This window comes from Neolewinella lacunae, assembly GCF_014349155.1.
GTDB lineage: Bacteria > Bacteroidota > Bacteroidia > Chitinophagales > Saprospiraceae > Neolewinella > Neolewinella lacunae.
Map to the genome: position 1 here is coordinate 23,977 of NZ_JACSIT010000136.1, position 26,542 is coordinate 50,518.

Below are 26,542 nucleotides of genomic sequence, written 5' to 3' on the forward strand. Positions count from 1 at the left end.
AGGGCAGGGGATGGGAGGAGCCGGGGAAGGCCAGGGCCGGGTCTGGATTAAACTGCCGGGGCGGCGGCCTCCGGGCCGAGCTTGGTGACTTGCTTGATGAAGACTTCGTTGAGGCTGGGCAGCAACTCCCGGAAGGTGATGAGGTGGACGTTGTGGTCGAGCAGGTAGCGCAGCAGGTCGTTGCCGGTCTGGGTCGCGCTCAACTGCACATCGACGCCCGAAGGGGTGGGGTTCAGGAGTTGGAAGTAGTCGCCCATACCCGCAGGCAGGCTGCCATTGAATTCCAGGTGAAAGCGGTTGTCCTGGAAACGCCGCCGGATCTCGCTCACCTTTCCGTTGAGGATGTTCTGCCCGTGGTTGATCAAGACGATGAATTCGCAGAGTTCCTCGACCTGCTCCATGCGGTGGGTGCTGAAGATGACGCCCGTCCCCGCGTGGTGCAGGCGCAAAATTTCGGTGCGCATGCGGGTGGCGTTGACGGGGTCGAGGCCACTGAAGGGTTCATCGAGGATGAGCAGCTTGGGATCGTGCAATACGGTGGCGATGAACTGCACCTGCTGCTGCATGCCTTTGCTGAGTTCTTCGACTTTCTTCGTCCAGTGGTTTTCCAGTTCGAATTTGGCCAGCCATTCTTTGGCGCGGCTTTCGGCGGTGGCTTGGTCGATGCCTTTGAGGCGGGCCAGGTAGACGAGCTGTTCGCCGACGTACATTTTCTTGTAGAGGCCCCGCTCTTCGGGCAGGTACCCGATTTGCGTGGGGTGGTAGCCGCTCAGGGGCTCACCGTGGAAGAAGATCTGCCCCGCATCGGGTGCCGTGATGGTGGTAATCATCCGGATCAGCGAGGTCTTCCCGGCACCGTTGGGCCCCAGCATACCCAGAATTGCATCCGGCGGCATGGCAAAAGACACATCGTCGACGGCCACCTTTTCACCGTAGGCTTTGCGGACGTTTTTTACTTCTATGATGGGGACGAAAGACATAGTGGCGGAGTTTAGCGTGTTAGTCTGAACAACAGCAAACCGAAAAACGAAAATCCCTCAACATTCGGTTTGCACTGCGCAAAGTGCGAAATTTACCCCAAACCTGCTGCATCTTTAGACCAATTTCCGTCAATCGTCGACTTGAGCTGCAGGTAGCGACCACCCTAGTGGTTGAAGAACGAATTATGATCTAGCTTGGACTTGTCCTCGCGGCACTGAACGGCCTGGCCAAAACGCCACCATAAGTCGGCTATGCTGGCGTTTCGTCCACTTGTTCAGCACCACGATCACTTCGCCCAAGCTAAGCCCTAATTCATTCCTCAACCACTAGCACTTCCCTCTCCTAACTTTCACGTGTGAAACCACCCATTCCTCACTGGCACTTCCTGGTAAACCCTGCGGCGGGCCGGGGCCGCGCTGCCCGCAAGTGGGCCCGCCTGCTGCCGCGTTTGCAAGCCGCCTTGCCCGGCATGACCTGGGCGGAGAGCGACGCCGAAAACAGCCTGACCGTCTTGGCCGAAGCCGCCGTACGCGCCGGGCGGCTTCGCCTGGTGGGCGTCGGCGGAGACGGTACCCACCACGATATCCTCAACGGCATCGTGGCGGCGGGCAATGTCGAGCGCGTCCTTTACGCCCCCTTCCCGCTGGGTTCGGGTAACGACTGGGTACGCACCCTGGGCACCCCCCGCCAGCTCTCCGCCTGGCTGGCCACGCTCCACGCCGGGCACTGGATCGACCACGCCATCGGCAACCTCGTTTACTACCGCACCCCCTCCGGCCCCCGCATGCCCGCCATCCGCAGCTTCCTGAACGTAGCCGGTATGGCCTACGACGCCGAAGTGGTGCGCCGCGCCGAAAAAGCCCGCTTCAAGCACCGCCTGCTCTATCCCTTGCTGACCCTGGCCTACCTCCGGGATTTTACCGCACCCACCGTGCGCATCGATTACGACGGGCAGGCCTTCCAGGGGCCCGTCCATACCGTCAACTTCGGCATCGGCCGCTACAACGGCGGGGGGATGCGCCTGGTGCCCCAGGCAGACCCTGAACGGCCGGACCTGGCCCTGACTTTCGCCCCGGAGTTTTCCATCGCCAAAATTCTGCTCCACGCCTGGCGCTTTTACACGGCCAGCATCGGCCGCGTACCCGGAGTAGTAACGGCTCACGCCAGTCAGGTCGGCGTGGCCCCCACCCAAGGTACCCTGGAACTCGAAGCCGACGGCGAATGGCTCGGCTACGGGCCCGTTACCGTTCGTTTGGATCACCGTCGCCTGCGGGTAGTGGTGCCGGCGGGGCGGCGGGGGTAGCGAGAACCATCGAGTGGATCGTCCGCCCGAAGCCACCTGAGTAAGTTTCTTCTCCCCCTTTGAGCATTTGGGGGCTTCCCTGGCTCCTGACGTCCCGTCCTGTTTCTCGCGGGAATACCCCGGATTCCGGATGCGGTGCATCCTCCGCCTCGCGGGAGTACCCCGGATTCCGGATGCGGTGCATCCTCCATCCGGGGTTATTAAGGTTCGACCCCTGCCGGGGTCAGGAAAGGCAATACTCGAAAGATACTGAATAGTGGTACTGTACGCCCTTCCCCCTTTCCCATTATTCCTTTCCCCCTTTATTCCCTTCCCCCTTTACTCCCTTCCCCCATTATTCCTTTCCCCCTTTACTCCCTTCCCCCTTTACTCCTCCCCACCACTCCCGGCGCCGCTGCAAATCCTTTTTTCCTGCTTTTTCCGCCAGCCGCAGGACCAACTCCGGGCTGGCCGCCGCCACAAAATTTCCCGTTTTTTCTATCCCCATTTGCTCGAAGGCCAGCGCGTAGGTCTTGCCCGGTTTCAGCCCCGCCACGGCCGTATCCCAGGCGGCCTGGGAAATGATCTCTATTCCGTTCAGGCGCAGGATCTTGCTGTCCTGGTCCAGGCCGGTGGCGTACAGGGGGCTGTTTTCATTGATGCGGCTGCGGACGACCATGCGGCCATCTTCCTCCCGCAGGCGCAAGCCCAGGAATCCGGCACTGTCTTGTTGCACGGGCTTCAGCTCCAGGCCGTATTCCGCCAGGAGGCTAGGGAAGTCGGGTAGGGCACTGCCGTAAATGTGGCGGGCAAACCACTCTTGGGCCCAGTTTTGGTCCTGTACGATTTCGCCCAGGGCGAGTTGCAGGTCCCGCAGGTGGTAAGGGATTTCGGTTTTTCCGTAGCGTTCCCACACCAGTTTCATCAGTTCGTCGAGGGTGTGGCCTTTGCGGCGCAGTTCCAGGTCGAGGGCCAGGGCGATGGTGGCGCCGTAGGGGTAGTAACTGACGAAGGTATTCTCAAAATTGTCGGGGTCATTGGCCGTTGCGGCGTCTACGAAGGGAGCCTGCTGACTCATCTCCACGGGCCCCCGGTGCTGGCGGCCGGGACGGAGGAGGACGTAATTGAGCTGCCCGGTGAGGCCCTCGGCGTAGTCTTCCGGCGCAAGAATGCCCGCCCGGACGAGCGAAAGATCATCGTAATAACTCGTGAAGCCCTCGGCAAACCACAGTTCTCCACTCTGGTTGGCGTGGTCAAACTCGAAGGGCTCCAGGCTGGCCGGGCGGATGCGTTCCACGTTCCAGCAGTGGAAAAACTCGTGGCTGACCGTCCCGATCAGCCGGTCGGCGTACTCCTCCAGCCCTACGGAGGCCGAGCAGACGGTGGAGTTGCGGTGCTCCATCCCGTCGCCGCCAATCCAGGGGTTGTAACTGCAGAGGAAAGTGTACCTGCCGTAGTCGAAATCGGGCAATTCGCCGAACACTTTTTGTTGGGTCAAGACGATGTCGCGCGTCCAGGCCAGGTAGGCATCGAAGGCTTCGCGGGTTCCTTCGTGCATCATGGCCAGTTCGATGGTCTGTACTTTGCCATCGGGGTTGCTTACGCGGAAGCTATCGCGCATGATGGTGCCCACCAGGGTCGGCGAGTCGAAAAAGTAGTAGTAGTTAGGGGCGGCGAAGCGGCGCTGCCCGAGGTCCACCAGCTGGGTGGCTACCGTCCAATCTGGCCGTTGTCCGTCCTTGATTTTCAGCAGGATGGGGCGGTCATTGAGTTGCTCGCCGTAGATAAAACTGGCGGGCATGTTGAGGTGGAGTTTGCGGTCGTCGATGCCCGAGTAGGTACCGTCACCACCGTTGGCAAAGAGGGTGTACTCCAGGCGGACCGCCCCGCCGTGGTTGGCGATGGCCCATTCGGCGAGGTCTTGCTGGGAGATGGGAATGGCCTGGCCGTTGGCGTCGTAGGCGCGAAGGTCGTAGACGTTTTTCGCGAAATTATGGGTGGCGTAGCGGCCGGGGCTGGCCTGCGGCATCCGCACGGTAAAGACGCCGGGCCGGACGGCGGGGAAATCCACCCGAATACGCAACTCGTGCTGCTGGACCTTCTCCAGATCGAGCGTATAGGTAATGGTGGCCGGGTGGCTGGCTACCCAGTTGAGCTGCCCCCGGAGCGGGCAAGCGGCCAGGAGCAGTGCAGCAAAAAGGAAGAAGCTAAGTAAATGGCGCATCGGAATGGGGGTTAGCGAGCGCCAATGTACGGGGCTTGTTTGGTTTTTGCGCGGCCGCAGGTGCAGGGGGGGGCAGGAGGCAAGGTCAAGACCTTTTACGTCGCAATACCCCCTCGGCGGGAAAGGTTTCGCTTTCTGCTACCGGAGCAGCCGCAAATCGAAACTAAACCCGGGCAGTACGTCCTCCCCCGTTACGACTTGTTCAAAGCCTTCCACTAAACTGACCGTACCATTTTGGCGGTAAATCCAGAGTTTTTCGTTTTCTACGTCGACCAGCCAGCCTAGGCGGACGCCATTCGCTATCCAAACGGTGGTCATTTTTGCAGCGGCAGCCTTGAGTTGGTCCGTGGGAGAAATAACTTCTACCACAAAATCCGGCACCAAAGGCACGAAATGGTTGAGGTCTGTTTCGGTAAGGCTTGCCATCTGCAACGCGGTTACGTAGCAGGCATCTGGTGATTTTACGGATCCATCCGGCAGCGCAAATCCCGTGCTCGAACTGAAGGATTCCCCACCGTGTTCCACCACATAGTTGTACAGCTGGCCGTTAAATTTTAGTTCACTTCTGCCACTTTTTCCGGATACTGGAGACATCACTTTGATTTTACCGTCGGGATCACGTTCAATGAGCAATTCCTTGTTAGCCAGGCACAGGGCTTCGAAAGCCTCGTTGCTAAGACTTGTGGGGAAGTTCAACTCCACCTCTGCTTCCGGGATGGTTAGTTCTAGTGGCACGGGGATTTTTTTAACTTGGCTTATGCTGCTGCTTTGTTTTAACGCTTTGGGTTGGGGTTTGGTTACTCGGGGGCTAATCTGTTGAGGGTTGAGCCCCGCTCCGCCGCTGGGGACCGACATTCTACGTCGCAGTGTCAGGTGAGGTCAAGACGTTTTACGTCGCAGCTGCCCCGGCCCGGCAAGGTATTTTTAGCCCATGGAGTTGCATGGAGTTTTGCTTCGCAGTATTTCATGCTAGCATGGAGTTGCTTGGAGTTTTTTGCGTGAGGTCAAGACGTTTTACGTCGTAGTGTCAGATGAGGTCAAGACGTTTTACGTCGCAGCTGCCCCGGTTCCGGACGTCCCGTCCGGCGAGGTTTTTTTTAGCCCATGGAGTTGCATGGAGTTAAGCATGGAGTTGCTTGGAGTTTTTTGCGTGAGGTCAAGACGTTTTACGTCGCAGCAGAAACCCTCATGCCCCCCTCGACGTGGAAAGTCTCGACCTCACGTGAAAGGTCTCGGCCTCCTCTACCGCAGCAGCCGCAAATCAAAAGCGAAACCGGGCAGTACGTCCTCCCCCGTTACGCTTTGATCAAAGCCTTCGATCAAATCAACGGTTCCGTTCTGGCGGTAAATCCAGAGTTTTTCATTTTCTACGTCCACCAGCCAGGCCAGCGCTACGCCGTTTTTAATCCAGACTTGCGACATCTTCAACGCCAATTCCGCCAACTGATCGGATGGGGAGGCTACCTCTACAACGAACAGGGGGACGATGGGGGCGAAGCGCAGGAGGTCTTTTCTGGAATGGAGGGCCATTGCTGCTTCCGTAACGTAGCTCGCATCAGGAGAGCGGACGGAACCATCGGGCAAGGTAAAGCCGGTGCTGGAACTGAAACTGTGCCCCCCAAACTGGCGGCAGTAGATGTACAGCTCACCGTTGAATACGGATTCATTCTGGCCGCTCAGGGTAGATACTGGAGACATAATCGATATTTTGCCATCTGCCTCGCGCTCAATGACCAGCTCTTGGTTGGCAAAACACAGTTCTTCAAAAGCCTCGTTGCTGAGGCCGTTGGGAAAAGTGAGCGCTACTTCGCTGGCGGGAATCTTGATTTCGAGTAACATGCAAATGACGGGTTAATTATGGTCTGCCGTTTCTTACGTGCTGTCTTTAAACGCCGGGGCCGGGCATTAGTTAAGTTGGCTGCTGCATATTGGCTGCGCAGTCGCTTCGCCTCCACCGACGCATCCGCTGAACTTTTGCGACTGCCGTACGGATGAGCGGTAATGTTGTGCCAGCAAGCAGATTTCAAACCAACAGCCGCAAATCGAAACTAAACCCGGGCAGTACGTCCTCCCCCGTTACGCTTTGATCAAAGCCTTCGATCAAATCAACGGTTCCGTTCTGGCGGTAAATCCAGAGTTTTTCATTTTCTACGTCCACCAGCCAGGCCAGCGCTACGCCGTTCTTTATCCACACCTCCGTCATTTTGCTTACTGCATCTGACATTTTATCTGAAGGGGAAACAACTTCCACTACAAAGAGGGGGACAATTTGAGCGAAGTGATCAAAATCTTCTTTGCTATAACCCACGAGTTGGTCTTCCGAAAGATAGCTTGCATCCGGAGATTTTATAGCGCCATCCTTAAGCGTAAATGCCACTTGGGAACTGAAAGAACGACCGCCGTGCTTACGCGCGTAAAGGGTGAGATCTGCAATGAACTCAGCTTCGTGTTCACTACTGTTAAGAGATACTGGAGACATAATCGATATTTTGCCATCTGCCTCGCGCTCAATGACCAGCTCTTGGTTGGCAAAACACAGTTCTTCAAAAGCCTCGTTACTGAGGCCGTTGGGAAAAGTGAGCGCTACTTCGCTGGCGGGAATCTTGATTTCGAGTAACATGCAAATGACGGGTTAATTATGGTCTGCCGTTTCTTACGTGCTGTCTTTAAACGCCGGGGCCGGGGCTTTGGTTAACTCCGCTGGCTGACCGACGACGCATCCGATGAACTGTTGTGACTACGTCAGCAAAAGCTGTAGCGGATGGGCGGCGGCCAGCCAGTATCGAGTAGGGTTACTTCACCTCAAACTCCGCCTTTACACTTTCGTCGCCGACGGTCAGTTCGGCGGTGTACTTGCCGGGGCGGAGGTAGAATTTGTCGTTTTCGGCTGCTTTGACGGTGATGGGCTTTTGGTCTTCCTTGCGGTTCTTGTTGAGCTCGGTTTCGAGGGCGCTGGCCTGGGCGAGGTCGAAGCTCAGGTCATAGGGGATGGCGTTGATGCCGGGGATGAGGTCAATTTTTTGGGTGAAAAGCGTGGTCCCTCCCTTGCTCGTTATCCGCAACGTAGCACCTGCGGCCGCGCCCGGATGATAGACCTGGAAGCTGACACTGGGCTCGATAGTGGTGAAATCGAAACCTTGGCTGCCGTAGCGCCCGGAATAGCGGAGCCGCGTGGGGGGCAGCAGCGTGAGGGCGGGGCCAGCGCTGGCGGCGGTTTGGAGCAGGGCGACGTTGGCCTTGTAGAGGCTGCGGCCGTGGGTGCCGACGATGAGGTCTTTGGTAGTGGGCTGGATGACGAGGTCGTGCACGGCCACGGCGGGCAGGCCATTGTGGAGGGCGGCGAAGGAATTGCCGCCGTCGAGGCTGAAGTAGAGGCCGTGGTCGGTGCCCACGAAGAGCAGGTTGGGCGTCGTGTCGTCTTCGACGATGACGTTGACGGCCTCGGCGGGCAGGTCGTTGCCGATCTTGGTCCAGGTCTGGCCCGCGTCTTCGCTGCGGTAGACGTAGCTGCTGAAGTCGTCGTTGCGGTAGCCGTTCAGCGTGGCGTAGACCACGTTGGTGTAGTGGTGGCTGGCTTCCACGCGGCTCACCCAAAGGTTCTGGGGCAGGCCCGCGTCGATGCGCTGCCAGGAGGCCCCGGCGTCTTTGCTGCGGTTGATGCGGCCGTCGTCGCTGCCCGTGTAGAGCAGGCCGAATTGCAGCGGACTTTCGTCGATGGTCGTCAGCGTACCGTAGGCCACGTCGCCTTTTTTGCCGCCCGCCGTGAGGTCGGGGCTGATGATGCTGAAGTCGTCGCCGCGGTTGAAACTGCGGTGCAGGTAGTTGGAGCCGAGGTAGAAAATGTCGGGTTGGTGCGGACTGATCAGGATGGGGCTTTGCCAGTTCCAGCGGTAGGGGCGCTGGCCGAGCTCGTGTTTGGGGGTGATCGGCTTGGTTGTGTTTTCCTTGGGGTTGAGGCGGTAATAGTTGCCGAATTGGAAGCCGACGTAGACCGTTTCATTGTCGCGGGGGTCTACCTGCACCTGCATGCCATCGCCGCCGAAGAGGGCTTTGTAGGGGTATTCGCCTTCCTGCATCCAGCCGGGACTGGCCTCGTAGCTGCCCGGTCCGCGCCAGGTGCCGTTGTCTTGCAGGCCGCCGTAGACGCGGTAGCCATCGGGGTGGTTATCGACGGCTACGGCGTAGAATTGGCCCAGGGGCGGGTTGTTGCACTTGCGCCAGTTTTTGCCGCCGTCGTAGCTGATGTTGATGCCGCCGTCGTTGCCGTTGATCAGGTGATCGGGGCGGGCGGGGTTGATCCAGAGGTAGTGGTGGTCGGCGTGGACGTTATCGCCGTTGATGCCTTTCCAGGTTTTGCCGCCGTCGGTGGATTTCACGATCGGCACGCCCATGGCGTAGACGGTGGAGGGATCGGCGGGATGAACGGCGATGTCGCCAAAGTAGTAGCCGTAGGTGTAGTAAATGCCATCGAGGTAATCCTCGTGGGTGCGGGTCCAGTTTTTGCCGTCGGAGATACTGTGGTAGAGTTCGAATCCTTTGACGGGTTTATCGAACAGGAGGCTGTTGGCATCTTCGAGGTATTCGACGAGCTGGGCGGTGGTCACTTCGCCCTTTTCGATTTTGCTGCGCACTGCATCGGTGGTCAGGCTGCGGGGGAAGCCGTTGCCGCGCAGGAATTCGTCGATCTGGTAAGGTTTGAGGGCCAGGAATCCCTCCTTGGTCATGCTGCGCAGCTGGTTTTTGGTGAGGGTTTCGTCGGTGGGGTCTACCGGCTTATCGTAGCGGAAGTAGTTGTCGATGCTGGCGTAGAGGTGGCGTTTGTCGCTGCCGTCGTAGCTGATGGCCAGGCCGATGCGGCCGGCGCCTTCGCCGGTGGGGAAACCGGCTTTTTCGCTGCTGATGCGCGTCCAGGTGATGCCACCGTCCTTGCTGTGGTGGATGCCGCTGCCGGGGCCGGACTCCTGGAAGTCCCAGGCCCAGCGCTGCCGTTCCCAGGTGGCGGCGAAGAGTTCGTTGGGCTTGCGGGGGTCGCGGATGAGGTCGACCGCGCCGGTTTTATCGTCTACGAAGAGGGTTTTGGCCCAGGTTTTGCCGCCGTCGGTGGTGCGGAAAACGCCGCGTTCGGGGTTGGTGGTGTAGAGGTGGCCTAGGGCGGCGACCCAGACGGTGTTGGCGTTTTTGGGATCGACGATGACGCGGCCGATGTGGTGGGTTTCGTCGAGGCCCAGGTGGGTCCAGCTTTTGCCGCCGTTGCTGCTTTTGTAGAGGCCGTTGCCGGCGTAGCTGCTGCGGCTGGAGTTGACCTCGCCGGTGCCGACGTAGATGGTTTTGCTGGGCCAGTGCACGTCGATGGCCCCGATGGTCATCACCGCCTGGTCATCGAACAGGGGGTGGAAGGTGATGCCGTTGTCTTTGGTTTCCCAGAGGCCGCCGCTGGCGTAGCCTACGTAGAAGTGGGTGGGGTCGGCGGGGTCCACGGCCACGTCGGCCACCCGTCCGCTCATGATGCTGGGGCCGATATTGGTGAAGGCCAGGCCGGCGGCGGGGCTGTTGCTTTGCAGCTGTTGGCGTTGTTGGTAGGCCTGGCTGCGCACCGTGGCGGGCGTCGCGCTTTGGCTGCGGGGGCCGTCCGTTTGGGCGCTGACGCAGGTGCCGGGCAAGAACAAGGAGCAAAGGAGGAGCAGGGGAAAGAATTTCATGGTATGGTTTTGATCCGCGAAGCTGAGTGGGAGGTGAAGCCATCGGAAGTGGGCCCGCTGGAGGGAGGCGCTTACCGACGGCCCAGGCGAAGGGGGGAAAGATAAGGCAGCGAACAGGATTTGCTGCGCCGCCCCGCGCGCACCCAGCAAGGTATTTTGCCGAGCGACCAGCCTTTCCGCGTCAAAGAAGGCCCGGAGCTGCGAACATATTGCCTCCCGATACTGTCCGGATAAAAAACAAGTTAAACATGAAACGTACCGCAACTGCCGACTGGCAAGGAACCGTCAAGGACGGCAAAGGCACCCTCACCACCAAGTCCAAAACCCTCAACCAACACAATTACTCCTTCCACAGTCGGTTTGAAGACGGCGCTGGTACCAACCCCGAAGAACTCATTGCCGCCGCCCACGCCGGATGCTTCACGATGGCCCTCAGCAACATGCTCACCGAGGCAGGCCATACCCCCGGTAAACTCCACACCGAGTGTGCCGTGGATTTTCAGAACCTCACCATCGTAGGTAGCCACCTTACCGTCACTGCAGAAGTACCCGGTATCGAAGCGGAGGAATTTGACGGGATCATTCAAAAGGCTAAGGAAAACTGCCCCATCTCCAAGGTGCTGAACACGGAGATCACCATGGAGTATACGCTGGAGAACGCTTGAGTTTTAGGATCTTCGATCTGGTTTTTGAACCACTAAGTACACGAAGAGGGACTAAGGAATCTTCCCCTCTCAGCGTCCTTGGTGGTTCAAAATCTTAGTGTGCCTCAGTGTCCTTAGTGGTTCAAAAAACCTGCGCAGCAGCTCCTCCCCCATTTGTCTTAGCACCTCTTCGTGTCCTTAGTGGTTCAAAAGAGAGCGAAGCTCCAACGGGTAGTTCAAAAAACGTAAAATGTGCTGGATATGAGGTGTCTCTACCCGGAACGTGGATGTTCGGGTGGGGACACCCTCAGCCGGGTTCTTCCTATTTGAGTTGGGATATCCTCAACCAGGTTTTCCTGCCACATCTTAGCCCCTCTTCGTGTCCTTAGTGGTTCAAAAATGCGCTGCGCAGCAGCCCCTGTCTCCAGAAAGGACAGTTCTCAGTTATTTCTTCCCATTCAGCCATTAATGCACCATCGGATGGCGCGCCTCCATCAGATGCCCGGTAATAAACTTGACGATGTCCTGAACGGCTTCTTCGATCAGCGCGTCTTCAACGGTGAAGGGCGTGCCATCATAAAAGCGGGCGATCGTGCCCGAACCCGTAGGCGCCCGGTGATCGACATCAATGGACTTGCGCCATATTTCAGCGTGGTGCGCCCATTCGTCTTGATCAACCAACTCCGGCGCTACGAACCAGACGTTCCAGGCCAGGGTATTCCCCGGTTCCAGCATGTTGCCAGAAGCCACGTTGAAAGCCTTCATTACGAGGTCATTAAAGTCATCGACGAATTTGGAGGTAGTGGGTTTTGGTGTCCCAATTTCTACTTCCAGGTTCCCAACACTCCAGGCTTCCGAAGAATGATCGGTAAAGGATGGGGATTGAAAATCCGTTGCGGTGCCCCTCAGTAAGGGGAAAATGGGCTGTTCAGGGCAGCCCGGAGCGTACGTGTTCAGTTGAATGGCGTGCTGCTTACTGTCTGGGAAAGGCCAAGCGGCCGACAGTAACCTGAAGCTATCCCAGATGAACTTGCCCAGGGGACTCTGCACGGCATCGGGGCTGAACCAAATCTTCGGGTCTACCGTCATATCCGCCGCAATTTCCCGGGTGTCTTCGTTGACCCAGCCCCGGTTGCCGGTTACGGTTACTTCCACGTTCAGCGTGCCGAAGCCCTTAATCCAGGCGCCCTGTTGTGGGCAGATGATGGAGTATATCTTACCGGTGTTGGTATACCCCAGTCGGGAAATGTAAGGGGAGAACATCTGAAAACAACGGGAATCCGGGATGCCCTTGATCGTCTGCCAACTGAATTCTGGCCACTGTACCCCCTGTTGCCGTTGGAGTAAATTAATGTGGGTCAGGTTTGCTTGCATCGGGAGAGAGGAAAGGTCGGGATGCGGGTAAGCAAAGGCGGGGTTCGATTGCTCGAAGCCTCCGATCCAGCCGGGTGCGGCGGGCCTGTGATTCTGAAAAGCCATGGCGTATGGTTTGAGGATGGGTTAAAGAATACTGTACTTCATGAGAGAGCACCATCGATTCAAACTTAGGGCCTCCGTAGCTACGAGTTAAGTGTAGCCACTAAATTTGCGTGTTTATACCTATTCTTTCGGGTGGTTTATCCAAGGTGCTGCCTGGTAGTTCAAAAACCGCTGCGCAGCAGCCTCCTACCTAAGCTTAGAGCGTGTCTAAAATTTTTAAGAACTGATAATCAATGACTTATGATTCTGGCTAGACAAAAAATTGCGCGCATAGTGGACTACGTAAGCCATTTTTTGTGACGCCAGGTTCATAGCACGAAGTACTGCGTAGCAAACTGCTTGGTTATCAGGAAGTAAAAATTTAGACACGCTCTAAAACATGGGCCAACAAAAAGCTTCCTTTGTTAGGTGTTTTCTACTTCATAACGACCAAACTTCCATCGTCACGCTTTATCTGCGCGATGCCGGTAACTCGTTGGGGCAAATTTGTATTTTTCGCAGGAGATACCAAGCCTCAACTGCAAGCAACAAACGATCCATGCTCCCCACCCCCCAACCCAAATCCCTCCTCCTCCTCGACGGACTAGGCGCCCTCCTCTCCACCCTCTGCCTGGGCCTCATCCTCCCCGCCTGGCAGCCACTGTTTGGCATGCCCAAAGACATCCTCTGGATCCTGGCCGCCCCGGCCGCCATTTTCGCTTGCTATTCTTTGCTCTGCCACTGGCTCCTGCGGCAAAACTGGGAACCTTACCTCCGCATCATCATGCTTGCCAATGCACTGTACTGTGCCTTGAGCATCTACCTGGTCGTACGCCACTTCTCCCAACTTACGCCCCTCGGAATTGCCTATTTCTCCCTCGAACTGCTCATCCTGGCCATCTTAATCACCGTAGAGTACCGCGCATCTTTTTAGAAATGGAAATCCCACACAACAGCCCAATCAAACATCAAACCTCAAGAATCGTCTATCTCGTGCGTCAGCAAAATCAAATATCAAGAATCGTCTATCGTCTATCCTTCGCGTCAGCAAAATCAAGTATCGTCTATCGTCTATCAAATGGCTATTAGAAACCATCGCTCACCGTGGAAGCGCTATCCCCTGCGGCAGCCAATTCAAAATGTTAAATGCTGAATTGTAAATTGTAAATCTTAACCCCCCTCCTCAGTATGCAACACCAACACCGCCCGCTCCGCCCGCAAAGCCAGGTTCTGCGTCAGCGTCGCTGCCAGTAGCGAACGCCAGCGGTTGCGCAGGCGATTGACGATCACCACCAGGTCTGCATCCACAGTAGCAGCGTACTCCAGCAATCCTGCCGTAACGTCCTGGTTTTCCACCGTCACCACCTCGTAGGGGTAGCGACCATCGGCCGGAGCCTCGCGGTGCAGCTTTTCCATCAAGCGCCACGGCACAAAACGCAGCGGCGCAAATTGGTCCGGCCATTCCACGTGTACGAAGTGGATCTCCGCCTGGAAAGTAGTCGCCAAGCCCTCAATTTGCCCCAGGGGATAAGTCTCCGCCGAAGTATCATTATTGGCCACCACGATTTTCTGGAATGGCCGGTATTTTACGTCCGCCGGAATGAGGTACACCGGCCGCTGGCAAGCTTCACTCACGGTGGTCGACGTACTCCCCAGCCACTTGTCCAACAGCTTTTTCGAACTCCGCGTCGCCATCACCACCAGGGCAATGTCCGGCTTGCTCGCCCGCGCAATGATGGAGGCCGATACCGAAAAGACGTATTCCGTCTCGTAATGCACAGTAACACCTGCGGGAAATTCCAGCCCCGGAGCGTCGTCCGCTTCCTCCGCACCGGAAGATTTGGCAAAGTCGCGCAGCCGCTCCAACGAGGAATCGCGCAGGCTGCCGTCGCCCGTAAAAACCAGGGGCTGACCCGGGTTCAAAGACCCCAGCGAATAGTGGGCAAGTACTACTTCCAGCTTTAACGCCTGCGCCAACTGCAAGCCAAAACGGAAGGCGTTGTGGCAGGGATAACTGAAGTCTACGGGAATAAGAATGCTGGACATGGTGGATAAATTTATTGGTTAGCGCATACTCGGCGCAGCAGCAGCAGCAGCAGCACCGGGGTAGGCCGTCACGACGGCCAGGTAATCAAAAAAGCGTTGGTTGATCGCATGGCTCGGCCCAGCGGCCAGGGTATGGTCCGCACCCTCCAGCACAAGGGCAAAATTTTCGAGCTCCTGCGTCAGCGCCACCGAGGCGTTTTCCGAAGCCGTCGCATTTTGGCTGTAGCCCGGGAAGAGGGTATCGGAAAAGCGTGGCCGGGCGGCCAGGTAGGCCCGCCAGCTGCCCAACGCCACTTCGTACTGCTCTTCGTATTCTCCCCATTCCAGCAGGCACATCATCGGGTCGTTGCTGGTGGCTACCACTTCTTGCCATTGGTGGTAAAAGTCGTACAGCCGGTCGGTGGCGCTGTCCAGCCCGTACTGCGGGCGGAGGGCACGAATTTCGTTCTGGATCAGGCTGATGGCGGTAATGGCCCGCTCGGATTGCCTGCTTTCTACGGCCTTGCGCAGGCTCAGCATCCAGAAGTCCACGCGGAGGGCCGATTGCCTCAGGGTGGCTTGCAGGGCCGCCGAGCGGTAGTCGTTGCGCAAAGTCGCCCAGTGTTGCTGGGCCGCCGAGTTGTAGGTGATCAACCGGCTGCTGTCGGCCCGCTCCAGCGCCAGCCAGGTCAGCAGCAGGTCGCGCTCCAACGTATCCATTTCGATGAGCTGGTCTTCGGAGCAGCGGCTGGTGAGGCCCGCCAGCAGCAACAACAGCACTAGTGGAGTAAACTTAGCAGTAGGTAGCATGGTGGGCGTTTTTTATCCGTCCCAAAAGTGGTGGGTCGGGTCTATGAATTACTGTGATTTCAGTATGGACATTGGACCCATCGCTTTTAATGGACACTTATTTTTGTTTAAGTTTTTTAATTTTCAGTCGCTTTCAAGACCCCTCCCCCGTCCCCTCCCCGTAGGAGAGGGGTGACCTGGGAGCCGTGATTATACTGTCTTAGTTAGTTGATTTTCAAATGGTTGTGTATTTGCATTGGTTCGTTTGAATAGGGTCTGCATCCTTTGCTCTGGGTACTGTAAATATTTCCATCAAACAAAAAAAGACGAGAGAGGGTCACCCCTCTCCTGTGGAGAGGGGCCGGGGGAGAGGTAAAATAAGGTGGACCTAGCGCCTACTGGGTCGATGTACATTTCTTCAAGGCGAAGAAGCACAGTTAGCGAGCGGCCACTCAAGAATCGCTGATGGGAATCACCAAAACGGGGCCAGCCGAGTAATTCAGCAGCGGCGTAATGGCCGAAGACACGAAAAGCCGCTTGAACATGCCCCGCTGCCGGCGGCCCAGAATGAGCAGATCGATGTTTTCCTGCTCCGTGTATTCCAACAGCTGGTGAGCCGTCGCGCCGGGCTCCAGGAGGTCGAGTTCCGCTGGGTAATCCAAAAATTCGGTCTCGGGCTGTTGGTCGCCGCCCACGGCCAGGTGGTAGGCCTCGGCCTCCGCACCGGCTTTGCGGACGTGGACCATCCGCATCGTCGGCATCAGCGCAGTACGCAAAAAGTCAAAGCCCGCGCTCGTCTCCCGCAGGCCATCCACCGTTTCGTAAGCAATGGAGACTTGGTGCAGCGCCGGAACGTCGTAGCCAGCTGGAACGGCCAGCACGGGGCAAGCCGCTTGCTCTACTACCGACCGCGCCACACTGCCAAACAGGGGCGTTACGGGACTGACCACCCCCGTACCCACGCCCCCCATCACCACCAGGCGGCTGCCTTCCTCGCGGCTGGCGGCGACGATGACTTCCACGGGCGTCCCCGTCACCTCCCGGCTGCTGATGATGACCTCGCTGGCGCTCAACGGCGCATCGGCGGGGAGTTTCAGGGTAAAGCGGACGAATTCGTCAATCTTGCGCTGGGCCGTCATGTGGGCCTCCAGGTCGCCCTTGCGCACGTTCACGCCTTCGGTGTGGCCGTAGCCGTCGTGGACGTGGATGATGTCCAGGCCCAGACCAGTCGCCCGCGCCAGAAAATGGGCGTAACGCAGCGCCGCAGAAGCCGTAGCGGAAAAATCGGTGGGTACAATAATCTTTTGCATAGTCACTCGCTTTTGCACAAATTTCCGGGCATTTGCGGGCCCCGACGCTGATGGATATCACCGTCACCAATGATTTATTTCGGAACGCCCATTTTGCAGGGCAGAACTTTTTTTCGGGCGCGGCCGCAGGTGCCACGCAAGTCGTTTAAGCGCAATGAAGGTCCCGGCCCAGACTTCCCTTGCTCCTTGTCATGACTCCCCCCTTTGGGGGGCCGGGGGGGAGCACCTGCGTCCGCGCCCAAGCCCCAAACCGCTCGCCGTGATCACTTATGGACACCCAAAATGACCAAGATCAGCCTGCTCCCTGCGCCGCATCAGCGAACCCCGTGCGCGGCCGACCGAGTTTTGTGGAAAGACCAAACCACTGCTTATGTCCGCCATCCGATCCATCCTGGTGCCCGTTGACTTCAGCGAAATCGCCGCCGCCAGCTACCGCTACGCCCTGCAGTTGGCGGATCATTTATCCGCCAGCGTTCACCTCCTGCACTGCTTGCCAGCGATGACCGACGCCTCCGTGCACGCCCACCTTTTGCTGGACGTGACGCAAGTGCAACAAGCCCAGGCCGAGGAACGACTGGACGCCTTTTTGGCCGCCGGCGTAAGCGACCTCACTCCCAACCTGAACGCTCCCCCGGTGGTCGCATGTTCAGTTACCGGCCTCGGACTGTGGGAGGGCATTGACCAGTACCTGAGCACCTTCCCGACGGACCTGATCGTCATGGGCACCCACGGCGTGCACGACGGCTGGGACCGCCTCTTCGGCACCAACGCCGCCTTTTTGGCCGGCAAGGTGCAGGTGCCTATCCTGATTTTACCCGCTACGGCCACTTTCCAACCCCTGAAGTCCATCTGCTTCGCGACGGCGTTGCGGGAGAGCGACCTGACGGGCACCCGCCGCCTGCACCACGCCCTCTCCGCCTTCGCGCCAACGTTTAATTACCTGCACGTCCACCACCCCGAAAACGGGCAATCCCCCGAAGCCCTCGACCTGTTCCGGCGGGCCTTCGAACAGCCCAACGGCGGCGTCGGTGCCACCTTCACCACCGTATTTAATGAAGACGTCACCGACGGCATTTTCAATTACCTGGAAAACAATGCCCACGACCTGCTGGTGATGATCAAACTGCCGCGCAAGGGCTGGGCCCGCTGGTTTTCCCACCGCGAAACACTGGAATCGGCCGGGATTACTTCTTTGCCGCTGCTGGTCATTAGCCAGACTTATGCCCTTGAGCCGGTAGGGTAAGGTTTTGGCTCCTGCGGAGCGGTTTTTGAACCACTAAGTTCACTAACTTTTGCTCCTGCGGAGCGGTTTTTGAACCACTAAGTTCACTAAGAGCACTAAGTTACACTAAGGGCAAGATCCCTTAGTATAACTTAATGCTCTTAGTGGTTCAAAAAAGAGCGAAGCTCTCTTAGTCCCTCTTCGTGTCCTTAGTGGTTCAGAAAGAGGGGCGAAGCCCCGAGTGTGACAATGCCTTAGTACCTCTTCGTGTCCTTAGTGGTTCAAAATAGGGGGCGAAGCCCTCTTCCTGTACCTAGTGGTTCAAAGCAAGAGCGAAGCTCCCAAGCAAAAGCGCGGCTAAACGGAATAGTCCCCCTCGCCGATTATCTTTGGGGCATTAACTTTCCCACACCCATCATGAAGAAACATTGGCTGTCCCGTTTATTTTTTGCGTCTCTTCTCCTCCTTACCACTAGCGCCTTTGGGCAAAATTCTCTGGAGCAAATCATGCGCAGCACGCGCAACTACGCCCAGGTTGTGGCCGAAGGCGAGCGGTACTTCCAAAACAAGTACCCTGGCCTGACGCCCAAAGACCTCAGCAGTGGGCCCCACCGCGACGGCGAGTACGTCAAATTCATGCGCTGGCAATCCTTCTGGAAGGGCCGCCTCAACCCCGACGGCACCCTCGGCGACCCCACCGCTTACGGCCGCAAAGCCACTTCCGCCGACGAAAAACTGCTCAACCCCTACGCCAACGTCCCCTGGACGGAAATCAACTACACCGATTACATCGGCGTGCAGATTGGGCTGGGGCGGACGACCTGCGTGGCCTTTCATCCTACGGACGTCTTTACCTTCTACGTCGGTGCCGCCATCGGGGGCATTTGGCGCACGACAGATGGTGGGCGGACTTACGTTCCCCTGGGCGATGAGCTCCCTTTCCTGGCAGTTTCCGCCATCATCGTCGATCAGCAAAACCCCAATACCCTCTACATTGCCGTGAGCGACCACGTTTGGTACGGCCCCAGCGGCATCGGGGTCTACAAAAGCACCAACGGCGGCACCACCTGGGCTCCCACCAGCCTGGCCTTCAGTTTTTCCTCCGACGTCCGGATCTACTGGATGGAAGCCGACCCCACCAACCCCCAGCGGATGTTCGTCGCTACCGCCAACGGCGTCTACCGTACCACCAACGGCTTCACTACCGTGGCCCAGGTATTGCCCGATAATTGCTTCGACGTGCGCCTCCAACCCGGTAATCCCAACCAGGTCTACGTGGGCACCAACAACGGCCGCCTGCTGCGCAGTACCGACGGCGGAAACTCCTTCACCCAGCTGCAAAACTTCGGCGGCGGATCCGTCTTCCTCGCCACCCACCCCCTGGCCCCAGACCGCCTCTGGGCCCGCCACGGCCAAACCCTCCACTTATCCTCCGACGGCGGGGTCACCTTTCCCACTACGCAGACCTTCGCCGAAAGCAACGAGGTATTCACCCTCGCTCCGCTCGACGAAGACATCATCCTCTCCGGCAACTTCGATACCTACCGCAGCAACGACGGCGGAGCCACTTTTTCTGCCATCAGCCACTGGCTCGGTAACAACGGCCTGCCGCTCATCCACGTCGATCAGCGCAACATGTTCGTCAATCCCCTGGAACCCGACGCCGTCTATTACTGCAACGACGGTGGCCTCTACCGCTACCTGATCTCCGCCAACCACTTCGTCAACCTTTCCGACGGACTGGCCATCACGCAGTACTACGACATTGCCGTGGCCCAAACCGACGCCAATATCGTCGGCGGTGGTTCCCAGGACAACGGCAACGTCTTCCGCCAGAGCAACGGCGACTGGCTCCAGTACGCCGGCACGGGCGACGGCATGAACCAGGAAATTGACCCCACCGACGCGGGCATCCGCTACTGGTCTTACCAGTTCGGCAGCATGAACCGCTGGCAAAATGGCTCCAATTCCGGCATCAAACCCGCAGCGGTGAACTACGACGGCGCCTGGGAAACCCCCTACAAAATCGATCCCGCCAGCCCCAACCGCCTCATCGCGGGCTTCCGCCGGGTGTACGAGTCTTTAAACCGGGGCAGCTCCTGGAAGGCCATCAGCGGGGAACTGGCCGGCGGCGGCAACCTGGAGGAATTGTCCATCTCCCCCGCCAACCCCGAACGCATCTACGCCGTGGCGGGCGGCAGCCTCTACGTTAAAAATACCTTCAACGACACCTGGATCACCCGCAACCTGCCCGCTGGCAATATCTCCGACCTCGAAGCCGACCCCACCGACATCGACAAAGTCTACATCTCCACCGCCGGCTACACGACGGGCGAAAAAGTATTCGTCTCCACCGACGCCGGGGCCACCTGGACCAACATCAGCGGCAGCCTCCCCAACGTTTCCACCGGTGCGTTGGAGCTTTACCACGACGTCCCCGGGGCCATTTTCGTCGGCACCGACGTCGGCGTCTTTTACCGCGATCCCAGCCTTACCGACTGGCTGGCCTACGGCAACCTGCCCAACACCCGCGTGGAAGACATCGAAATCCAGTACGCCGCCCAGTTGATCCGCGTGGGCACCCACGGCCGGGGCGTGCTCGAGGCGGCCATCAATATCCAGTCCTGCACCCCGTCCTCCCCCGATGGAGACAACGACGGTGTTTGCGACGTGCTCGACTTCTGCCCCAACTTTCAGAACAGCCTCATCGGTACGCCCTGCGACGACGGCGACGCCTTCTCCTCCGGCGAGACCTACGACAACAACTGCGGCTGCTCGGGCGGCGTGGCCAACCTGAGCTACTGCTTCGCCGAAGGCGCCGCCGGCACCGGAGCCGATTACCTCGATTACGTGGGCCTCAATACCATCGACAACGCCTCCGGGCAAACCAACTACTCCGATTTCCGCAGCATCAGCACCGACCTGACCATCGGCAACCAGTACACCATCACCGCCGGCCTGGGCTTTTCTTTCGGCATCGATCGCCTCCACGCCTGGATCGACTACGACCGCAGCGGCACGTTCGATGCCAGCGAAGCGATTGCTTTTACCGTGCCCAACGCCAACCACCAGGGCACGGGCACCTTCACCGTGCCCCCCGGCACCGCCGAGGGCGTCACTACGCTGCGGGTGCGCGCCGTCTACTCCGAAACCTTCAACAGCCCCTGCGGCTCCGCCTTCGGCGAAGTAGAAGATTACACAGTACGCATCGTTTGCGGCAACGGGGCCGGGCAGTGTCTGCTGCCGCTTGATTGGGTCACCTTCAGCGCCCGGCCGCTGGGTAAAGACGCGGCCAGCCTGCGTTGGTCCACCGCCGCCGAAGCGGGCGTCAGCCATTTTGAAGTCTTTCGCTCCACCGACGGCGACGCATTTTCACCCATCGGTACCTTGCCTGCGCAGAACCGCCCGCTGGCCGACTACACGCTGCTCGACACCACCGTCCGCGCGCCCCTGGCTTACTACCGCATCACCGCCGTGGATTACGATGTCACCCGCAGCAACAGCCCCATCCGCCGGGTGGATTGGCCAGGCAGCAACGAACGCGCCGCCCGCCTTTTCCCCAATCCGCACCAGAATGGGCCGCTTCAACTCACCTGGCAACAGCCCAATCCAGCCACCGTCTCCTGGCACGTCTACAACGCCTGGGGGCAGCTCGTTCGCGAGGGCAGTTTGGGCGCGGCCGCAGGTGCCAACCAGGTTGAACTAGCGGTGGACGACCTCCCCGCCGGCACTTACCTGCTCCGTCTCCGCGCCGCCGACTGGGACTGGACGGAGGCCTTCCTCCGGCAGCCTTAGGGCTCCACGCGTAGGGCTCCTGCGGAGCGTTTTTTGAACCACTAAGTTCACTAAGAGCACTAAGTTACACTAAGGGCAAAATCCCTTAGTCCCTCTTCGTGTTCTTAGTGGTTCAAAAAAGAGCGAAGCTCTCTTAGTTCCTCTTCGTGTTCTTAGTGGTTCAAAAAAGAGCGAAGCTCTCTTAGTCCCTCTTCGTGTTCTTAGTGGTTCAAAAAAGAGCGAAGCTCTCTTAGTTCCTCTTCGTGTTCTTAGTGGTTCAAAAAAGAGCGAAGCTCTCTTAGTCCCTCTTCGTGTTCTTAGTGGTTCAAAAAAGAGCGAAGCTCTCTTAGTCCCTCTTCGTGTTCTTAGTGGTTCAAAAATTGAGCGAAGCTCCAAAAACGCCCTCCAAGCTACCTTTGCCCCATGAACATCGCATTTATCGACCAGGCCGCCCACCCTTTCCTCCGCGAGGCCCTCGAAGCCGCCGGCCATACCGTTGCTGACCTCAGCGCCCTGCCCCGGGCCGAAGTACTGACGGAGCTGAAGAACTACCAGGGGCTCATGGTCCGCTCCCGGCTCAACATCGACCGGGAGCTGCTCGATGCCGCGGGACCAAACTTCAGGTTCGTCGCGCGCTGGGGGGTGGGGACGGACCACATCGACCTCGACTACGCCCGCAGCAAGGGCATCACCGTATTCAACAGTCCGGAAGGCAGTAAACACACCGTGGCGGAGCATACCGTGGGGATGCTGCTCATGCTGCTCAACCATTTGGGGCGGGCCGATCGGCAGGTGCGGGAGGGGAGTTGGGTCCGCCGCGGCAACGTCGGGACGGAACTCGGCAGCCTCACCGTGGGGCTCATCGGCTACGGCAACATGGGGCAAATGACCGCACGCCGCCTGCAAGGCTTCGGCTGCCGGGTACTGGCGCACGATAAATTCCGCCAGGATTACGGCGACCAATTCGCTGCCGCCGCCAGCCTCGAACAAATCCAGGCGGAAGCCGACGTCGTTTCCCTCCACCTCTTTCTCGAGGGCAACCACTACTACGTCAATCGCGATTGGATTGACGCCTTCGCCAAACCCTTCTACCTCATCAATACCGCGCGGGGCCTGGCCGTCAATACCGCCGACTTAGTAGCGGCCATGCAAAGCGGCAAAATCTTAGGCGCTGCGCTGGACGTCCACGAGTACGAAGAGCAAAGCTTCGTCCACCTCGAACCCGACGCCCTGCCCGCTCCATTCCAGTACCTCCGCCAAAGCGATCACACCGTGCTTACCCCCCACATCGCCGGCTGGAGCGCAGAAGCGGAAGAAGGGCACGCCCGGACGCTTTTTGCTAAGATTTGTGCAGGGTTTAAGGAGTGAATGCGTGACCGCCGTAGGCAGCAGCGTAGCTAATGGCTACCGCACGTGGCAGGCGAGGGAGTTGTTAGTTGACCTCGCTAGCGTCTAGTGTATGGTGTGTTGCCAAAAGGTAGTCACTTTAACCATGTTGTCTTTTCGTTTTTCTCCTAATCTCCTTCGCGCCAATTTTCGGTTTTACTGGAATAATCTCTAAAGTGCCATCCATCAACTAAGTACATCAACCGGAATTCTGAAGTAGCTGAATCCGTTCGGTAACTGAAGACGTCCACTTCGTACCCTATGGCTTGCAAGTCGTTTGGGTAGGAGCCGTGTAGATCCTTGTAATGTGCTAGGTCTAGGATTATTTGCTCCGCCGTATTGTTCTTGGCAGTGATTTTAATGAAGTTGGTAGATGAAGTGCTAATGCATGAGGTGATGGCTAATAAAATCATTAAGCCACTTATTTTAATGACCCTGGAGTTGTTGTTAAAAAGCCCGGAAATTAATGCGATAAAGCCAATGAATCCAATGAAAAAAAGAATCAGTAGGCTTTGCATTACGCCGAATATATCTGCTTGGCCAAAATATATACCCAGCATGGCTGCCATCAGGAACAGGAAAACGGACTTCTTATTCTTCATGTCATTTATATCCGGTAATACGCCTAACCTAAGGAACCCAATATCTGCGCTGCTGCCCCTCGCGTGACTTACTGCTGCACGTAACTGCGCTGGCTTTTGCGAAAGATGAAAATTCATAAATGTCACACCCATCCCGTGCGGCAGCGTGTCGCGTGCGGTAGCGTGTCCCGTGCGGTAGCCATTAGCTACGCTGCTGCCTACGGCGGTCACTCATTCACGCATTCGCTCAGCGGCAGCGTGTCCCGTGCGGCAGCCATTAGCTACGCTGCTGCCTACGGCGGTCACTCATTCACGCATTCACTCATTTGCTGCGCAGTACTTCGTGCTCACTCATTCGCTCATTCACTTCCTGGTCCGCACCTCCACAATGCCATCGTATCCTTTGAGCTTGCGGGCACGAAGGGTCTTTTGATCTTTGTAGACCTCGATCTGGGTGATTTTGTCGGGATCGAGCGCGTTGACTTCTTTTTCGGTGCTGCGCTGACCGTTGATGAAGTAGGCGATTTTTTCTGCGGTAGCGAAGGGGGCATCTGGGCTTACCGGGGTGGAAGGGCGGGTGACGGGCAGGGTGGGAGAGACGCTGCCTTTTTTGAGCTGGATGTCTACGATGCCTTCTTTGCCGGCGTAGCCGCGCAGGGCGAGTTGTTCCGGGTCTTTGATGACGTTGATTTCGGCGATGTCATTAGGGTTTACCGTGTTGGGGCTGGCGACGGCAACGCCATTGACGAGAAAGACAACGTTTTCGGTGTTGGGGTTGGGGGTGACGATGCGTACGGCGTTGTTGTTGGTGGCTTGTCCCTTCAGTTGGCCGCTGCGGCGGGGCGGGATGGTGTCGGTAGGGCCACTATGCAGTACGCCGGGTGCCAGGAGTTTGAACTGGGGGACGGATTGTAGTCCAGACTGGCTGCCGCGCACCCGGGGCGGGGCCGGTGGCGCGGGGGGCGCGGGCGGTGCCATCACGACGACGCCGACGCGGGGAGCCGGGGCGGGCGGAGGTGTTGGCGCGACGCTCAGGCAGGGGCTGGGAGGTGCGGGTGGCGCGGGGTAGGGCGCGTTGGGCGCTACGCCGATAGATCCCCAGGTTGCGGAATTGCGGGGCGGGGTGATGCCGTGTTCGGCCTGGTATTTTTTCAGGGCCCGTTCGTAGAGGGCGCGGCTGCGGGGGTCTTGGGAATCGGGCGGCGTGGGAGCGTCGGCGCAGGGGTTCTGGTCGGGGGCGACGGGTGCCGGGGCCGGGGCGCTGCTGCTGGCGGGTTCGGGGGCCGGAGTAGCAGCTGGGGCGGGTACGGAATCCAGGGTCGCCAGGGAACTTGCCGGGGGCGGCGTGGGGGTGTTGATTGGACTTACTTTGCTGTCTTGGCAGTCCACTGCACCTGCGTCAGCGCCCAAATGGAGGACGCTGAAATGGCCGGCACCGAGCAGCAGAAAAAGGAGGCCGGAGAATAGGATTTTGCCCTCCTGGTGGCGTTGCTCCCCGACAAAAATGCGTTGGATGCGGGCGGAAAAAGGCGTCTTGGTGGCGCTCATAACTAAAGAATTTTGGGGATAATGGGAGGCCCGGGCGACGGTGACCAGGGCAGTGGCGTAAGTGCGGCGGTCTTCGCAGCGGGCGGCTACCCAATCGTCGCAGCGGTGCTCCCGTTCCTGATCGATGAGCTGGCTGAGCGCGTAGGCGGCCGGGTGGTAGAAAAAGAAGGTGCGCAGCACTTGCTGGGGGTAGTTCAGCCAGTGGTCGAAATGCCGCAGGTGGGCGATCTCGTGCAGCAGGATGGTGCGGGCCATTTCGGGCGTCAGGTCATTGACCAAAGCGACGGGAAAAACGACGATGGGCGACCAAAACCCCAGCGTCATGACCTCCCCGGCGCGGGTGCTCAGGTGGCAACGGACGCGGCGCGTGAGCGGGTGGCTGGCCAGCTCGGTACCCAGGCGCTCGGCCCAGGCGCCGGGTAAGTCGCTAAGCCCGGTGCGGCGCAGTGTATCGACCCGTTGCTGGTCGCGGACGAGGTAAAGCGCTGCGGGCAGCAGACCTAAGAAATAGAGTAGGGAAAGCCAGGGGGCGAAGGTCGGGATTTGGTCCTCGAACCACTCCAACCAGGTGCTGGGCGGCGCGGTGCTGGCCATTAGTAATAGGTCGGGCGGCGCTGCGGCCAGGGCGTCGAGGGGTTCGCATACGGGGTTGGGCTCGTAAACGAGGTAGTAGCTCAGGCCAAAACCCACGGCCAGCAGGCAGAGGGCGAAGTAGGCCACGTTGTGCCGCGCTGCGGGGCTGCCCAGCAGCGGAAAAATGGCCCGTACGGCGGCGTAGAGGAGTCCGCCAATCCAGAGACTGTGCAAGAGGGCCAGTCCGAAGGCCGTGGCGAGGGGCAGGAGGGTAGGGGGGAGGGCCATGGCTTATTTCTTTTGGCGGTTGATCCATTCTTGCAGTTCGTCCAGCTCCTGCGCGGTGGGGGTTTCGTTGCCGAGCGCACGCAGGGCCAGGTTGATTTTGCTGCCTCCGAAGGCGGTGTCGGCCAGGCGGTCAAACAGGCGGTGCTCCACCTGCTCGCGGCGCAGGGCGGCGACGTAGGTGTGGGTGCGTTGCTCGGTATTGCGCAGCACAAAACCGGCTTTGGCCATGCGCTGCAGTTGGGTGAGTACGGTGTTGTAGCTCACCTGCCGGCGGTCGGCCAGCCGCTCGTGCAGGTCCTGGACGGTAGCGGGTTGTTGCTGCCAGAGCAGGTCGAGAATCTCCAATTGGGCCTCCGAAGGCATCGGCAAATCAGGCATGGGGCAGTAGTTTGGGCCAAAGATATACTACAAGTGTAATACTGCGCAAGGGGGAGTACTACAATTGTCGTTTTTTAACGTTTGGGGGCTGTACGCATTGTCTGGATGAGGATTCTTAGGATTTGGGGATGGGGGAGGATGGGCCGGTCATACCACCCGGGTCTGGTCCATCGTTTGCCCTTCAAATCTGCCCATCACTTGAACCTCCCCACCGCCATCGTCAATCCCCAAGGTACCCACAGCATCGTGTATGGCGCGGGCGGCAGTAAGCTGACCCAGACCCCGGCGGGCGGTGCCCCCCGGCGCGACTATTTCGGCGAGATCGAGTATAGCAACCAACAAGCCACGGCCATCTACCACGAGGAAGGGCGCGCGCTGAA

General features: G+C 58.6%; 20 protein-coding genes. 7 read left to right on the top strand and 13 right to left on the bottom strand.

All coding sequences use genetic code 11. The features are described 5' to 3' along the window. Window positions 1–47: 47 nt before the first annotated feature. Complete coding sequence (locus H9S92_RS14655) at window positions 48–980, bottom strand: ABC transporter ATP-binding protein (RefSeq protein WP_187467452.1); 933 nt, start codon at window positions 978–980, stop codon at window positions 48–50. 356 nt (window positions 981–1,336) lie between these two features. Here H9S92_RS14655 and H9S92_RS14660 point away from each other — a divergent pair, with 356 nt between their 5' ends. After that, window positions 1,337–2,284: a diacylglycerol/lipid kinase family protein gene (locus tag H9S92_RS14660; protein WP_187467453.1), complete on the top strand. Its 948-nt coding sequence runs from the start codon at window positions 1,337–1,339 to the stop codon at window positions 2,282–2,284. Between the two features lie 334 nt (window positions 2,285–2,618). Here H9S92_RS14660 and H9S92_RS14665 read toward each other — a convergent pair whose 3' ends face one another. The 5 genes from H9S92_RS14665 to H9S92_RS14685 form a co-directional block, all read right to left on the bottom strand. Then, the gene (locus H9S92_RS14665; RefSeq protein WP_187467454.1) at window positions 2,619–4,487 is read right to left on the bottom strand and encodes a M61 family metallopeptidase; all 1,869 of its coding nucleotides are present in this window, start codon (window positions 4,485–4,487) and stop codon (window positions 2,619–2,621) included. Between the two features lie 138 nt (window positions 4,488–4,625). Further along, window positions 4,626–5,222, bottom strand: a complete 597-nt coding sequence (locus tag H9S92_RS14670) for a Uma2 family endonuclease (protein ID WP_187467455.1) — start codon at window positions 5,220–5,222, stop codon at window positions 4,626–4,628. Between the two features lie 507 nt (window positions 5,223–5,729). Further along, on the bottom strand, window positions 5,730–6,326 hold the full coding sequence (locus tag H9S92_RS14675) for a Uma2 family endonuclease (protein ID WP_187467456.1): 597 nt from the start codon (window positions 6,324–6,326) through the stop codon (window positions 5,730–5,732). Between the two features lie 184 nt (window positions 6,327–6,510). Then, window positions 6,511–7,107: a Uma2 family endonuclease gene (locus tag H9S92_RS14680; protein ID WP_187467457.1), complete on the bottom strand. Its 597-nt coding sequence runs from the start codon at window positions 7,105–7,107 to the stop codon at window positions 6,511–6,513. Between the two features lie 172 nt (window positions 7,108–7,279). Next, a complete protein-coding gene (locus tag H9S92_RS14685; protein ID WP_246463893.1) occupies window positions 7,280–10,186 on the bottom strand; it encodes a WD40/YVTN/BNR-like repeat-containing protein in 2,907 nt (968 codons plus the stop codon). A gap of 248 nt (window positions 10,187–10,434) precedes the next feature. On the opposite strand from H9S92_RS14685, the gene H9S92_RS14690 reads away from it, so the two are divergent. Continuing rightward, complete coding sequence (locus tag H9S92_RS14690; RefSeq protein ID WP_187467458.1) at window positions 10,435–10,851, top strand: OsmC family protein; 417 nt, start codon at window positions 10,435–10,437, stop codon at window positions 10,849–10,851. 444 nt (window positions 10,852–11,295) lie between these two features. Here H9S92_RS14690 and H9S92_RS14695 read toward each other — a convergent pair whose 3' ends face one another. After that, the gene (locus H9S92_RS14695; RefSeq protein WP_187467459.1) at window positions 11,296–12,309 is read right to left on the bottom strand and encodes a hypothetical protein; all 1,014 of its coding nucleotides are present in this window, start codon (window positions 12,307–12,309) and stop codon (window positions 11,296–11,298) included. A gap of 538 nt (window positions 12,310–12,847) precedes the next feature. Here H9S92_RS14695 and H9S92_RS14700 point away from each other — a divergent pair. Next, window positions 12,848–13,222 (top strand): hypothetical protein, encoded by a 375-nt coding sequence (locus H9S92_RS14700; RefSeq protein ID WP_187467460.1) that lies wholly within the window; start codon window positions 12,848–12,850, stop codon window positions 13,220–13,222. A 236-nt stretch (window positions 13,223–13,458) separates the two neighbouring features. Here the strand turns inward: H9S92_RS14700 and H9S92_RS14705 are convergent, their stop codons facing one another. The 3 genes from H9S92_RS14705 to H9S92_RS14715 form a co-directional block, all read right to left on the bottom strand. After that, window positions 13,459–14,334, bottom strand: a complete 876-nt coding sequence (locus tag H9S92_RS14705; protein WP_187467461.1) for a universal stress protein — start codon at window positions 14,332–14,334, stop codon at window positions 13,459–13,461. 18 nt (window positions 14,335–14,352) lie between these two features. After that, window positions 14,353–15,123 carry a hypothetical protein gene (locus tag H9S92_RS14710; protein ID WP_187467462.1) on the bottom strand — a complete coding sequence of 257 codons (771 nt, stop codon included), beginning with the start codon at window positions 15,121–15,123 and terminating at the stop codon, window positions 14,353–14,355. A 431-nt stretch (window positions 15,124–15,554) separates the two neighbouring features. After that, window positions 15,555–16,412: a universal stress protein gene (locus H9S92_RS14715; protein WP_187467463.1), complete on the bottom strand. Its 858-nt coding sequence runs from the start codon at window positions 16,410–16,412 to the stop codon at window positions 15,555–15,557. A gap of 370 nt (window positions 16,413–16,782) precedes the next feature. On the opposite strand from H9S92_RS14715, the gene H9S92_RS14720 reads away from it, so the two are divergent. The 3 genes from H9S92_RS14720 (at window position 16,783) to H9S92_RS14730 (ending at window position 22,776) form a co-directional block, all read left to right on the top strand. Then, window positions 16,783–17,655, top strand: coding sequence for a universal stress protein (locus H9S92_RS14720; protein ID WP_187467464.1), 873 nt, complete (start codon window positions 16,783–16,785; stop codon window positions 17,653–17,655). A 486-nt stretch (window positions 17,656–18,141) separates the two neighbouring features. Continuing rightward, window positions 18,142–21,429, top strand: a complete 3,288-nt coding sequence (locus H9S92_RS14725) for a GEVED domain-containing protein (protein ID WP_187467465.1) — start codon at window positions 18,142–18,144, stop codon at window positions 21,427–21,429. A 402-nt stretch (window positions 21,430–21,831) separates the two neighbouring features. Beyond that, the gene (locus H9S92_RS14730; protein WP_187467466.1) at window positions 21,832–22,776 is read left to right on the top strand and encodes an NAD(P)-dependent oxidoreductase; all 945 of its coding nucleotides are present in this window, start codon (window positions 21,832–21,834) and stop codon (window positions 22,774–22,776) included. A gap of 146 nt (window positions 22,777–22,922) precedes the next feature. Here the strand turns inward: H9S92_RS14730 and H9S92_RS14735 are convergent, their stop codons facing one another. From H9S92_RS14735 to H9S92_RS14745, 3 genes are all read right to left on the bottom strand, one after another. Further along, window positions 22,923–23,606, bottom strand: a complete 684-nt coding sequence (locus tag H9S92_RS14735) for a hypothetical protein (protein WP_187467467.1) — start codon at window positions 23,604–23,606, stop codon at window positions 22,923–22,925. Between the two features lie 132 nt (window positions 23,607–23,738). Continuing rightward, window positions 23,739–25,784, bottom strand: coding sequence for a M56 family metallopeptidase (locus tag H9S92_RS14740; RefSeq protein WP_187467468.1), 2,046 nt, complete (start codon window positions 25,782–25,784; stop codon window positions 23,739–23,741). 3 nt (window positions 25,785–25,787) lie between these two features. Further along, window positions 25,788–26,162, bottom strand: coding sequence for a BlaI/MecI/CopY family transcriptional regulator (locus tag H9S92_RS14745; RefSeq protein ID WP_187467469.1), 375 nt, complete (start codon window positions 26,160–26,162; stop codon window positions 25,788–25,790). A gap of 198 nt (window positions 26,163–26,360) precedes the next feature. On the opposite strand from H9S92_RS14745, the gene H9S92_RS14750 reads away from it, so the two are divergent. Further along, window positions 26,361–26,542, top strand: a 182-nt coding sequence (locus tag H9S92_RS14750; RefSeq protein ID WP_187464702.1) for a hypothetical protein, incomplete at its 3' end; no start/stop codon positions are given.